The organism is Streptomyces sp. NPDC052020 (assembly GCF_040680575.1).
In the GTDB taxonomy this organism is placed as follows: Bacteria; Actinomycetota; Actinomycetes; order Streptomycetales; family Streptomycetaceae; genus Streptomyces.
This window is the reverse complement of record NZ_JBFAWY010000020.1, coordinates 24281-37293: the sequence shown is the minus strand read 5'-3', so window position 1 is coordinate 37293 and position 13013 is coordinate 24281. Positions and strand designations below refer to the sequence as shown.

Genomic DNA, 13013 nt, shown 5'->3' with positions numbered 1-13013 from the left:
CGTATCTGAAGTAGGCACGCAGGAGGCGCGGGGCGGGCCGCGCGCCGCCCGGCACCCCCGGGCCGGGGGAGCGGCCGCCGGTCACGGCAGGTTCAGGCGCCCAGCTTGGCGACGGCGTCCCGCAACGACGCCGCGATCCGTGTCAGCTCCTCGGGGGAGGGCGACGGCGTACCCAGCCGGTCCACGAGATCCCCCCGGGACAGGATGACGGCGGCTCCCCGGCAGCGGTCGCTGTCGAGGGCGGCCCGTTCGACCACCTGCGCCCTGCCTTCCAGCAGGACCAGGGCGGTGTCGTCCTGCGGCGCGTCCAGAAGCTCCCCGACCAGAGCCTCGTCGATCATCATGTGTCCCTTCCCCGGGAGGTGCCCGGCCCGCGGCCCGGCCCGGAGCCGGGCCGCGGGCCGCCTGTCAGCCGTCCTTCCCCATGGCCTTGCGCACCGCGTCCTTCGTGCGGTCCATCAGGGCGGCGACCGGTCCGAGCGCGACGTTCGCCGCTCCCGACTCCGCACCGGGGTGCGGGCGGGTGGGGGCGAGGGCCTCGGCCGCCTTGACGGCCTTGGCCATGGAGGCCAGGTTGGTGACGTCGGTACTGCGGCGGATGTGGGTGAACTCGTACCGTTCCTCCGCCCGGGCATGTTCCTGGACGTCCTTGCGCAGCTCCAGCAGCCGCGGCAGGAAGGCCGGGTCCTCCGTATCGAGGTCCTCCAGCGCCGCGAGGGTCTCCTTGGCCGCCCGTTCCTCGGCGAGCCGGTCCTCGACGACCTGTTCCCCGCCCGGGAAACCGCGGCGGGCGAAGGGGTGGACTACTTCCTCCTCGGCGGTCTCGTGGACGGCCAGCAGCCGCACGAGACGGCGGAACGCCTCGCGGCGCTCGTCGCCGGTGGTGGCCTCGACCAGATCGAAGAGGTTGCGGATGTCGCCGTGCTGGCGCATCAGCAGCGACACCACGTCGCTGTCCTCGGCATGGTCGTCCCCGGCCTGCGGGGTGTGGAGGTCGGACATCTCGGCTCCCCCTACTTCTCGCGCATGGCGGGGTCGGGGTGCTCGCCCTCGGACTGCACGCGGTACTCGCGGCCGAACATCGCGTTGTGCTCGGCCATGACCCGCTCGCTCGGAGGCTGCTCGCCGCCGTGGATCCGCTCCTGCATCCGCTCGAACCGCTCGTGCGCCTCCCGCACATACCCGGCACCGAGCGTGGTCAGGTCCATCTGCGTGTCCAGCAGCTCGCGCAGATACTGCTTGTTCGGCTCGAAGGTGAGCACGTTGGGCAGCTCCGGCGCCAGCACCGACGCGGGGTCCCGGCCGTCGTGGCGGCGCATCAGGTCGCAGGCGGCGTGCAGGTGTTCCAGCTCCATGTTCAGGTGCAGCTCCCAGATGGCCTTGACCTTCGGGTCGCTCTCCTGCTCCATGAACGAGTGGTACAGGTAGCACTCGTTGTACTCGTGGTTGACGAGCTGCTCCCACCATGTCTCGCCCGGGTCGACCAGCGACTCGTAGTGCGTGACGTGCTCCTCCTCGATGAGCCCGATCTCCTGGTACAGCTGGCGGGCGATCGGCTCCATGTAGGTGGGGCCGGTGTTCATGTAGAAGTTCATGGTCTGCTGCTCCGCCGACATGATGGTCAGCGCGTGCAGCTTGGACAGCGGGTTCGTGGCGTCCTTGTCGTAGGGGTCGCGGACGTTGTCGACCGGGTCGCGGTGGTGGAACTTGGTGGGCCGGCCCGGCATCACCTCGGTCAGGCCGTCGACGATCGCCTCCGCCTTGCGGTGCTCGATCATCTCGTACAGGTTGGCGTACCGGTACAGGTGGTCGAAGTCCTCCAGGACGCCGAACTGGTACGCCTGCTTCAGGTACGGGTCGGGCTCCATCCGGGCCACCCACGCCGTCAGGTCCACCGCGACCTGCTCGTAGGCGATCGTCGTCTCCAGCACCGACGACACCCCGGGAAGCAGCCAGTTCACCGCCTTCTGCTGCTGCGCCTCGATATAGCGGACACGTGCGAGCTGCCGCTTCACCTCCGGGTCCACCGTGTGGCGTGCCAGGTGATGGCTGAACAGGATCGCCTCGACCTCGATGCCGTTCATCGTGATGACCCGGCAGCGGGTGTACGGGTCGCAGTGGTCCGGGTCGATCGGTTCCACATTCAGCTCGCGCCAGCTGCGCAGCTGGCGGTCCAGCGGGATGCCCCGCTGCTCCAGGGGGTTGAACGTCACAGAACACTCCTCGTCGAAGGCCGGGCGGGCGAGGTACCCCCGTAGCCGTACTGGCTGTCCGCATCCCAGGGCACCATGGTCATGTTTCAGCCATCTCGTGCCTCCCGCCACGGCACACGCCCGGATGGCTGGAGGAGTACCTGGTCCGGGCACCTGAACGGACCGATCGGCCGCGTCCATGTGGGTGCCGAGGGGCGGTGCGCCCGTTCCCGGCCACCCGGCCCGGACGGCCGTGCGGCACATGGTCCGCCGGAGCGGGGCGCGGGGCCGCCTGCGGCCGCTCGCCGGTGCGTCCCGGGGGAGGGACGGGACGCGGACCGTTCCGCGCGTCCGCCGCGGGCCTCACCGCCGGGGCCGCCGCCGTTTCGGCGCGACGGCCGCGCGTGCCCGTCCGCCGGGGCCGCCGCCGGCCGCGGCCCGCCCGGCACCGGAGCGGAGCCAGGCGGCGATCCACGCCGCCTGCATCGCGGCGTCGAGGAGGTAGGTCGGCCGGATACGCCCTTTGGGCACGTAGACCAGGTCGACGGCCAGCAGGGTCAGGGCGCTGCCCAGGCCGATACGGCGGGCCTGGGCAGCGCCCCGCGGGTCGGCAGCCGCCGCGAGCTGGGCGGCACCGGCGGACAGCAGCAGTCCGCCGGTGGTCTTCTGTAGCCACACATCGGTCTTCGGCCCGAAGACCCACTCGAAACTGCGCAGATGCAGCAGCGGCCACAACCCGCCCGCCGCGTTGAACGCGCCGTGCGCGACGGCGACCGCGGCCGTGTCCGCCGGCTCTCGCACACCGGTCCTTCCCACCGGGACCTCCCTTCACCGGGCCGGCCGGGTACCCCTGGCCGGGTGTCCTCACGCCGGGCCGAGTGCCACCGTGGTGGTGACCCGGGTGAGGGCGGGCTTCCTCGGCACCGAACCGAACCCGAAGCGCACGGGAGGATCGACGGGCGCGGCCCCGCCGAGGTCCGTGCCCTCCCAGGTTGCCGAGACCGCGCGGATCGGCCACAGGCCCCGGGCGCCGTACCACTCGCGGCGGCCCCCACCGGCGCTGCCGCGGGTGCGTACACCGGGCAGCAGCAGGCGGGCGGGCAGGTCCGTCAGCGCGCTCCACGCCGGGCGGCGGGCGAGCGCGCCGGGAACGGCGCACAGCAGCAGCCCCGGCAGTCGCCGGCGGCCGGTGGTGAAGCGCAGGCCGAGTGGTCCCGCGGTGACCGTCCAGGTGCGGCCGGTGACGTCCACGCCGACCGGCACGAGGCGTACGGTGTCGAAGGTGTAGGTGCCGCGGACGAAGTCCGCCGCCTCCCGCGTGGGGGCCAGCAGCAGCCGTCGGCCGTCGGGCCGTTCGAGCATCACATCGCTGAACGGCCCGAACGGCGACCGTGGCCAGTGCCCGAGCACGATGCGCGTTCCGGAGGAGGTGCCCATGCCCGCGATCCAGCCGTCGAACCGGAGCCGCGGGCGCCGCCCGGCCCGACCGGGCATCCCGCTCACCGGCTCGTCCCCGGCCGAGGGGCCCGGCAAGGCCCCGGCAGGGCGAAGGCCCGCCCCGCCGGCCCGGGGTCAGGAGACGCCCGGCCCCCGGACAAGGGGCCGGGAGGGTCCCAGCCGTACATGCCTGACTCCTTCGGAGAAGTGCACCACGGGCCCGCCGGGAGGCGCGGGGAGGCCCGCCGCGGTGGTCAGCGTCTGCTCCAGGACGTCGGCGGAGGCGTCGGCCAGCGGCCAGGGCGCGTGCTCGACGGGCGTCTCCCAGAGCACGCCGAGGCGGCGTGTGTACGCCCGCCAGCGCGAGGTCAGCCACACGTCCCGCTCCGTCGGCTCGATCGGGTCGCCGGGGCGGACGACCAGACGGTAGGAGGCCCCGCCCGTCCATCGCGAACCGGTGTACGAGACGCTGTCGCCGGCCGTGGAGACCCTCAGGCTGCCCGCGTTGTACGGGACGCCGACGGCGCGCGCGGCCAGCATCAGCGGACAGGCGACCTCGATGGACAGGAACCACAGCCCGTCCCGTCCGTCCGGCCGCCGGACGTAGGTGCGCAGGTTGGTCTCCGCGAACGCCGGGAGACCGGGCGTCGCGGAGAGTACGCCGGGAAGACGCACGTCGGCCATGACGAAGGGCGTGAACCCCACCCAGGCGGCGCCCTCGTACTCGTCCACGAGCAGTGCCCCGGGGAGCAGCGCCTGCACGGCCTGGGGCGGGAAGGGCCAGTGGACGAAGGTCTGCGTCAGCCAGCTCGCCCGCAGCGCGGGCAGCCGGACCCGCTCCTCGGCTCCATAGGCCACCACGGGCCCCGGGTCCCCCGGCACGCTCGCCGGAAACGCGCCGGGCACGGCCGCCGCGCCGTTCCGGCCGGGGGCCCCGCCTCGGCGCGTGCCGACGGCCGGCCGGGCGTGCGGCTTACCGGGCGGGCGCCGGCGTCAGACCGCGGACCAGCCGTCGTCCACGGGCAGGATCGCGCCGTTGATGTTGCTCGCGGCCTGTGAGGCGAGGAAGACGATCGCCGCCGCCTGCTCCTCCGGCCGCGCGACCCGTCCGAGGTTGGCGAAGTGCGGCGCGAGCGCGGCCGGTCCGTGGGCGCCCTGTTCGGCCTCCACGGCGATGGCGGTCCGCGTGCCGCCCGGGCAGATCGCGTTGGCCCGGATGCCCTGCTTCCGGTACATCACCGCCAGCGACTTCGTCAGCCCCACCACGCCGTGCTTGGAGGCGGTGTAGGCGGCGCCCGCCGCGCTGCCGCGCAGGCCGGCCTCGGAGGCGGTGTTCACGATGGCGCCCCGGCCCGCCGCCAGCATGTGCGGCAGCACGGCGCGGGTGAGGAGGAAGGGCGCGGTGAGGTTGACCCGGATGACCCGCTCCCACTCCGCGTCGCTCACATCCGCCAGCGCCGACATGCGGTCCATGATCCCGGCGTTGTTCACCAGGACGTCCACCCCGCCGAACCGCTCCACCGCGGTCGCCGCCACCCGGTCCACGACCGCCTGCTCGCTCAGGTCGCCGGTGACGGCCACGGCGGTGCCGCCCGCCCGCTCGATCTCCTTGACGGCCGCTGCCGCGCCCTCCGCGTCGAGATCGGCCACCACCACGCGGTCACCCTGCGCGGCGAAGGCGAGCGCGGTGGCGCGTCCTATCCCCGATCCCGCTCCGGTGACGATCACGCTGCGCCCGTCCAGGCCGGTCATGAGGTGCTCCCTCCATCTGGTGCCGAGGCGGTGACCCGGGTCACCGCCTCAGCACCCTACGACTTTATGTCTCTGAGCGACATAAAGTCGGGGAGGGGACGCCGGTGACATCGGATCACCGCCGCCGGATCCTCCGTTCCCGCCCCGCCGCCGACGGGTGCTCATCGGCCGACACGCGCCTTGACCGCGCGCGTGGAGCGGTGAACGGTCGTGTGCGGCGGCCGGAGGAAGCGGTCTGCCCGTCGCGGCGCGCACAGGGCGTCGCGGCCGGTCGAGCTGTCAGGAGGAGACCTTCGTGAGACCGCTGACGATCCTCTTCGCGCCGGAGAGCGCGTACGGTCCGACGAACAACTGCATCGGGTTGGGTGACGTGCTGCGCCGCCGGGGGCACCGGGTCGTGTTCGCCGCGGAGGCGTCCTGGAAGGGCAGGCTCACCGCGTTCGGCTTCGAGGAGGAGCTGATCGATCTGGCGCCGCCGCCGGACCGGCCGCAGGAGGCGGGACAGTTCTGGAAGGACTTCATACGCGACACCGCCCCGGAGTTCAGGAAGCCGACGATCGAGCAGCTGGGGACATGGGTGAGGCCGGTCTGGGAGGAACTGGTCTCCGGCGCCCGGTACTGCGAGCCGCAGCTCAGGGCGATCATCGAGCGGGTGCGGCCGGATGTGATCGTCGAGGACAACGTCGTCTGTTTCCCCGCCCTGACCACGGCGGGCGTGCCGTTCGTGCGGATCGTGTCGTGCAACCCGCTGGAACTGAAGGGCGACGGCGTCCCTCCGCCCTTCTCCGGCTACCCGGCCGCCGACCCCACCGGCTGGGCGGAGTTCCGGTCCGAGTACGACCGCACCCATCGGGAGCTGTGGACCGACTTCGACGCCTGGGTCGTCGAACAGGGCGCGCGGCCGCTGCCCGACCTGGAGTTCATCCACGAAGGCGACCTGAACCTCTACGTCTACCCGGAGATCGCCGACTACACCGGCGCACGGCCGCTGGGCCCCGCCTGGCACCGGCTGGACTCCTCGGTCCGGGAGACCGACGAGGAGTTCACGCTGCCGGCGCCGCTGGCCGGGCGCGCCGCCGGCGCGGAGGGGAGCGCGCTGATCTATTTCAGCCTCGGCTCGCTCGGCTCCGCCGACGTGGATCTCATGCGCCGGATCATCGCCTCGCTGGCCCGTACCCCGCACCGCTACATCGTCTCCAAGGGGCCGCTGCACGAGGAGATCGCGTTGCCGCCGAACATGTGGGGAGCCGAGTTCGTCCCGCAGACCCGGGTCCTGCCACTGGTCGACCTCGTCATCACCCATGGCGGCAACAACACCGTCACCGAGTGCTTCCACTTCGGCAAGCCGATGGTGCTCCTCCCGCTGTTCTGGGACCAGCACGACAACGCCCAGCGGGCCGCCGAGCTGGGTTTCGGCGTCCGCCTCGACCCCTACCGCTGCACCGACGCCCAGCTGCACGGCGCCGTGTCGGACCTGCTCGGCGACACCCGGACACGGGGCGCCCTCGCCGAAGCCGCACGGACCGTCCGGGCGCGCGACGGGCTGCGCACCGCCGCCGGACTGATCGAGCGGGCGGCGCGCTGACCTGCCACGGCACGGTCCGCGGCGGCCCTCGCCGGTCCCGGGCCCCGCGGGCCTTCCCTTGCCTGTCCGAGCACCCGGGAGCACCCGGGAGCACCCGGGAGCGCCCGGGAGGAGCCGGGGCCCGGCGCCGCCCAGGTGAGACATGTGATCCACAAGATGGTGGTGAGGAGGCTTTCCGGCGGTGAGTCGGGGCACTCGATCCCCGCACGGATCGGTGTCCGTCACCGCCCCTGAGGTGCGGAGAGCGGCAGCCGACCGGAGGACTCGGCAAGGGGAGACGCGTGATGGTGCGCATCGGGGCAGAGGAAGAGTTCCACGTGGTGGACGTGGAGAGCGGGCGGCTGGTGCCGCGTGCCCGGGCGGTGCTCGACCGGGTGCACAGACCCGGTTTCACGACCGAACTCCAGCAGTCGGTCGTCGAGAGCAACAGCGGTGTCCACGACACCCTCGACGGCCTCTACACGGACCTGTCCGGTGCCCGCCGCCGACTGGACGCGGCGGCCTCCTCGCTCGGTCTGGCCGTGGTGGCGGCCGGCACGGTACCGCTGGCCCGGATCAGCCCGCGCGAGGTGACCGCCGATCCCCGCTACCGGCACATGGCCGACGAGTACCGCAAGGTCGCCGACGAGCAGCTCATCTGCAGCGCCCAGGTGCACGTCGACGTGCCGGACCGGGACACCGCCGTCCGCGCCATGTGCCTGGTCTCCCCGTGGCTGCCGCCCCTGCTGGCGCTGTCCGCCAGCTCGCCGTTCTGGCTGGGGGCGGACACCGGGTACGCCAGCTGGCGCACCATGCTGTGGCAGCGCTGGCCCACCGCCGGACCGGCGGGCTGCCATGCCGACGCGCGGAAGTACGACGCCGCCATCGACGAACTGATCGCCTCCGGCGTCATCAGCGACGCCGGGATGGTCTACCACGACGTACGGCCGTCGGCGCACCAGCGCACCCTTGAGCTGCGCGTCTGCGACGCCTGCCCGCGGGTGGAGACGGTCGTGCTGGTCGCCGGCCTGTTCCGGGCACTGGTACGCGACGCCTGCGAGCGGCTGGCGGACCACGACGGCCCGCTGTGCGACGGCCCCCACGACTGGCTCCGCGCCGCCACCTGGCGCGCCGCCCGCTCCGGCCTGGAGGGCACGCTGGTGGATCCGCACACCCGGCGGGCCGCACCGGCCGCCGACGTACTGCGCCGCATGCGGGACCGGCTGCGTCCCGCGCTGGAGGCGTCCGGCGACTGGGAGACGGTGCACACCCTCCTGGAGCAGGCCCTGGCCTCCGGAAGCGCCGCGCATCGGCTGCGGCGCGCGGCGGCGGAGGACGATCTGCTCGCCAGTGTCGATCTGATGGTGGACGAGACCCGCGGCGGGCGTACCGTGCGCCGCCCCGCCGCCGTCCGGCGGCCGGCCGCCCCGGCGGGGGCTTCCCGTGCCCTCTCGCCCCTGCACAGCACGGCGGCCGGGGACACGGTCGGCTGACTCCCATGCCGGCCGCCGCCCTCACCTCCCGTACGTCTCGTCCCGCGGCGGCCGGGCCGCCACCGGCCCGGGTGAGCGGCCCCGCAGGGCCGCCCGGGCCGCCGCGACGCCGGCCGGAGGCGCCGGTACGCAGTCTTGTGATCAAGGAGAGCTACGTCTTCATGTCCAGTACGCCCTTGTTGTCCCTGTCTCCCGTCGTCCCCCGGGCGGTGACCACCGCCCGGCCGCCGGCGGCCGGGCGCCTCACCGAAAGGGGGTCCGCCTGATGTGTGGCCTCAGCGGTGAGATCCGCTTCGACGACGGCCGGCCGGACATCGCGGCGGTCGAGCGGATGACCGACCGGCTCGCGCCCCGGGGCCCCGACGGCCGCGGGCTGTGGTCCCAGGGGCCGGTCGCCCTCGGCCATCGCCGACTGAAGATCATCGGCCTGTCCGAGAGCGGCGCCCAGCCCATGGCCGACCCCCACGGGCGGGTGGTCGGGGTCTTCAACGGCTGCATCTACAACTACCGGGAGCTGCGGGAGGAACTGCGCGCGCTCGGCCACCACTTCCTGTCGGACTCCGACACCGAGGTCGTCCTCAAGGGGTACCAGGAGTGGGGCACCGCGTGTGTGGACCGCTTCTACGGCATGTTCGCCTTCGCCATCGTCGAGCAGGACAGCGGGCGGGTGATCCTCGCCCGGGACCGGCTCGGCATCAAACCGCTCTACCTGGCGCAGACGCCGGAACGGCTCCGGTTCGCCTCCTCCCTGCCGGCGCTCCTGGCCGGCGGCGGCGTGGACACCTCCCTGGACCCGGTCGCCCTGCACCAGTACTTCAGCTGGCACGCGACCGTGCCCGCGCCCCGTACCGTGCTGAACGGGGTGCGCAAACTCCCGCCGGCCACGGTCCGCGTGATCGAGCCGGACGGCACCCACCGCGACCACTGCTACTGGCAGCCCGCGTACACCCGGCGTCCCGAGCACGCCGGGATGAGCGCCGAGGACTGGACGGACGCGGTCCTGGAGGCGCTGCGCACCGCCGTCCGCCGTCGCATGGTCGCCGACGTGCCGGTCGGCGTGCTGCTGTCGGGCGGCCTGGACTCCAGCCTCATCGTCGCCCTGCTCGCCGAGGAGGGACAGCGCGACCTGGCCACCTTCAGCGTCGGATTCGACGCGGAGGGCGACGAGGAGGGGGACGAGTTCCGCTACTCCGACCTCGTGGCGCGGCACTTCGACACCGTCCACCACCAGCTGATGGTCCCGTCCGACCGGGTCTCCCGGGCCCTGGACGGCGCGGTCGAGGCCATGAGCGAGCCCATGATGAGCCACGACGTCGTCGCCTTCCACCTGCTGTCCGAACAGGTCGCCAAGGAGGTCAAGGTCGTCCAGAGCGGCCAGGGCGCCGACGAGGTCTTCGCGGGCTACGACTGGTACCCGGCCATGGCGGGCGTGCCCCGCCCGCGCGCCGCGCAGGCGTACATCGACGCCTACTTCGACCGGCCGCACGCCGGCCTCGCCCGCATCCTGGAACCCGGCCTGCTCCCCGACCACGACGCCTCCGGCGAGTTCGTCCGCGCGCACATGGCGGCTCCGGGCGCCGAGACGGCGCTCGACGCGGACCTGAGGCTGGACACGCACGTGCTGATGCCCGACGACCCGGTCAAGCGGGTGGACAACATGACCATGGACTGGGGGCTTGAGGCCCGCGTGCCGTTCCTCGACCACGAACTGGTCGAGCTGGCCGCCGCCTGCCCGCCCGAGCTGAAGCTGGCGGACGGCGGAAAGGGCGTGCTGAAGGCCGCCGGGCGCAAGGTGCTGCCGCGGCAGGTCGTCGACCGGCCCAAGGGCTATTTCCCGGTGCCGGCGATCAAGCACATGGCCGGCCCGGTGCTGGAGCGGGTCCGCGACGCCCTCACCGCCCCCGAGGCCAGGTCGCGCGGAGTCCTGCGGCAGGAGTACGTCGCCGAGTTGCTCGCCGAGCCCAACGCGCATCGCACCCACCGGGGAGCCAACACGCTGTGGCAGGTGGCATTGCTGGAGATATGGCTGCAGACGCACGGAATCCGCTGACCGGCGGGCGCGCCCCGCTGCCCTCCACGACCTCGGGGACGGGGCCGGGGCACCCGGCCCCGTCCCCGGCCGGGGACACGGCGCGGCCGGCCCCGGACGCCCCTCGGCCGCCTGTCCCGGCAGGCCCGCCGTCCCCGACCCCGGACGGCTCCGGGGAGCGGGCCCCGGACAGCCCGCCCTCGCAGGCCCTGACCGGTCCGGCATCCCCGATCCCGGGCGGTCCGCGGCCCCGCGTCGAGGACGGTCCGCCGCACCAGGCGCCGGCCGACCCGCCGTCCCGGTCACCGCTGGCCGCCCCCGAACCCGTGCCGCTGCCGGACGCCGCCGCGGCCCACGACATCCCCCATCCGCTCACGGCCCACGGCTGCTGGTATCCCTCCGCCGACCCCAGCGGCCGGCACGTCGCCTTCATCTGCGACCGGGCCGGCGTACCGCAGCTGTGGACGGGACCGGTCGACGGCCCCGAGGCGCAGTTGCTGGACACCGACCCGGACCCGGTCATCGAGGTGTCCTGGTCCCCGGACGGCAGGTGGATCGCGTACACCACCGCGCCGGAGGGCGGGGAGCTCACCCGCGTGCTCTGCGTGCGCCCCGACGGCAGCGGGCGCCGCGTACTGGCCGGCGCCGAGCCGGGCAGCTCCGCCCACCTGGGCTGCTGGCGGCACGACGGTTCGGCGCTCGCGGTGACCGTCGCGGAGCCGTCCCCCACCGGTACCGAGGAGAGCGAGGCGGACACCGCGCTCCTGCGGGCCGGGGCCGGTACGGCCCTCTCCTCCCACCCGCCCGGCTGGGCCGCGCGGGACGGCCGGGCCCTGCTCCTGGGCGGACCGCCGCCCGGGACGGCCGCGCGCTCCTACGCCATCCGGCCCAGCGGCCCGGCAGCCGCCGACGACCGGACGGCCCCCGACCAGCCACCGCCCCTGACCCTGTCCACGTACCTCGTCGACCCGGAAAGCGTGTCCGCGCCCGTGTTCCTCTCCAGCGAGCGCGGCGCGGCCACCCTGCGCGTGTGCGACGTCAGCCGCGACGGCCGGCTGGCACTGCTGCGCCGGGGACCCCGGGGACGCCGGGAAGCCCTCGTCGTACGCACCGACGACCTGCGGACCACCTGTGCGGTGCCGGTCGCCGACGGGGACCCCTGGATCGGCGGATTCAGCCCGGACGGCCGCACGCTCTGGCTGCGCAGCGACCACGCCCGGGAGTTCGCCGCCCTGTACGCCGTCCGGCTCGACCCGCGCGGCGTGCGACAGGGCCTCACGGTCGCCGCGGAACGCGCGGACTGCGGCCTGGAACTGCTGGCCCTGGACCACGACGGACGCGGCGCCGCCCTCTCCTGGAACGCGCGAGGCGTCAGCGAGCTGGAGATCCTCGCCCTGGAGGCCGTCGGCTCCTCCGCCCCCTCCGCCACCGGCGGGCAGGGATCCGCACTGGGGGCGCGAGAGGCGCCCCTTCCGGCCGGGCCCGGTCCCTCCCGTGCCGTACCGCTTCCCCACGAGGTGGTCACGCGCGTCGCGCCCACCCGCGACCCGGACAGCCCGATCGTGGCCCTGTCCGGGTCGCAGCGCCGCCCCGGCGTGTGGTGGCTGCCGCAGGGAACGCCCCTGCGCACCCCCTGGTCCTCACGCGACGAGGACGTGGCCCCGGGCAGCCGGACGCCCGTCCGGCCGGTGGCGATGCGCCCCGTCGCCCGGGACGGCCTCACCCTCGGCGGCTGGTACTACCGCGCGCCGGGCCGCTCTCCCGGCGACCCCGCGCCCTGCGTCATCCACCTGCACGGCGGTCCGGAGGAACAGGAGCGCCCCGAGTTCAACCCCGTGTACCACGAACTGCTGGGCCGGGGACTGGACGTCTTCGCGCCCGACGTGCGCGGCTCGTCCGGCTACGGGCGCTCCTACGTCGACGCCGACCTCGGCAAGGGCCGGTTCGCCGCCCTCGACGACGTCGCCGACTGCGCGGCCCACGTCGTCCTGGCCGGGCTGGCCGACCCGCGGCGGCTGGCCGTGATGGGCCGCTCCTACGGCGGTTATCTGACGATGGCCTCCCTGGTGTGGCATCCGGACCTGTTCCGCACCGGCGTGGCGGTCTGCGGGATGTCGGACTTCGCGACCTTCTTCGCGGGCACCGAGCCGTGGATCGCCCAGTCCGCGGCCCACAAGTACGGCCACCCGGAACGCGACCGCGACCTGCTGCGCGCCCTGTCGCCGATGAGCCGGGTCGACGAGCTGCGCGCCCCCGTGCTGGCCGTCCACGGCGAGCACGACACCAATGTGCCGCCGGGCGAGTCGGAGCAGTTCGTCCGCGCGGCCCGGGAGCGCGGGGTGGAGGCGGAGCTCCTCGTCCTGCACCACGAGGGCCACGACTTCCGGCGAGCCGACAACCGCCGTCTCTTCCGTCGCGCGGCGGCGGACTGGATCGAACGCCACCTGGCGGTCTGAGAACGCGTGGCGGCCCGGCCGACGCGGGCGGGAACGGACGGACTCCCGCGGTCCGCCCCCTCCGCGTGACCGCGCCCGGGCCGGGTACTC

General features: G+C 74.1%; 11 protein-coding genes. 4 read left to right on the top strand and 7 right to left on the bottom strand.

What is annotated here, in order from left to right; genetic code table 11:
* Positions 1–92: 92 nt before the first annotated feature.
* The 7 genes from AB0L74_RS21240 to AB0L74_RS21210 all read right to left on the bottom strand — a co-directional run bounded on the left by AB0L74_RS21240 (position 93) and on the right by AB0L74_RS21210 (position 5381).
* Positions 93–344, bottom strand: a complete 252-nt coding sequence (locus AB0L74_RS21240) for a hypothetical protein (RefSeq protein WP_365654377.1) — start codon at positions 342–344, stop codon at positions 93–95.
* Positions 345–408: 64 nt separating this feature from the next.
* Complete coding sequence (locus AB0L74_RS21235; protein WP_365654374.1) at positions 409–1002, bottom strand: hemerythrin domain-containing protein; 594 nt, start codon at positions 1000–1002, stop codon at positions 409–411.
* A gap of 11 nt (positions 1003–1013) precedes the next feature.
* On the bottom strand, positions 1014–2213 hold the full coding sequence (locus AB0L74_RS21230) for a hypothetical protein (protein WP_365654371.1): 1200 nt from the start codon (positions 2211–2213) through the stop codon (positions 1014–1016).
* Positions 2214–2555: 342 nt separating this feature from the next.
* Positions 2556–2993, bottom strand: coding sequence for a hypothetical protein (locus AB0L74_RS21225; protein WP_365654369.1), 438 nt, complete (start codon positions 2991–2993; stop codon positions 2556–2558).
* Positions 2994–3056: 63 nt separating this feature from the next.
* Positions 3057–3686, bottom strand: a complete 630-nt coding sequence (locus tag AB0L74_RS21220; RefSeq protein ID WP_365654565.1) for a hypothetical protein — start codon at positions 3684–3686, stop codon at positions 3057–3059.
* Between the two features lie 78 nt (positions 3687–3764).
* Positions 3765–4490, bottom strand: a complete 726-nt coding sequence (locus AB0L74_RS21215) for a DUF2071 domain-containing protein (protein ID WP_365654366.1) — start codon at positions 4488–4490, stop codon at positions 3765–3767.
* Between the two features lie 132 nt (positions 4491–4622).
* Positions 4623–5381, bottom strand: a complete 759-nt coding sequence (locus AB0L74_RS21210) for a glucose 1-dehydrogenase (RefSeq protein ID WP_365654363.1) — start codon at positions 5379–5381, stop codon at positions 4623–4625.
* A 295-nt stretch (positions 5382–5676) separates the two neighbouring features.
* On the opposite strand from AB0L74_RS21210, the gene AB0L74_RS21205 reads away from it, so the two are divergent.
* The 4 genes from AB0L74_RS21205 (at position 5677) to AB0L74_RS21190 (ending at position 12923) form a co-directional block, all read left to right on the top strand.
* Positions 5677–6966: a nucleotide disphospho-sugar-binding domain-containing protein gene (locus AB0L74_RS21205; RefSeq protein WP_365654360.1), complete on the top strand. Its 1290-nt coding sequence runs from the start codon at positions 5677–5679 to the stop codon at positions 6964–6966.
* A 284-nt stretch (positions 6967–7250) separates the two neighbouring features.
* Complete coding sequence (locus AB0L74_RS21200; protein WP_365654358.1) at positions 7251–8438, top strand: glutamate--cysteine ligase; 1188 nt, start codon at positions 7251–7253, stop codon at positions 8436–8438.
* A 265-nt stretch (positions 8439–8703) separates the two neighbouring features.
* A complete protein-coding gene (locus AB0L74_RS21195) occupies positions 8704–10488 on the top strand; it encodes an N-acetylglutaminylglutamine amidotransferase (RefSeq protein WP_365654355.1) in 1785 nt (594 codons plus the stop codon).
* Positions 10461–12923 carry a prolyl oligopeptidase family serine peptidase gene (locus AB0L74_RS21190; RefSeq protein WP_365654352.1) on the top strand — a complete coding sequence of 821 codons (2463 nt, stop codon included), beginning with the start codon at positions 10461–10463 and terminating at the stop codon, positions 12921–12923. The genes AB0L74_RS21195 and AB0L74_RS21190 overlap by 28 nt, the downstream gene beginning before the upstream one ends.
* The last annotated feature ends 90 nt before the right edge of the window (positions 12924–13013 follow it).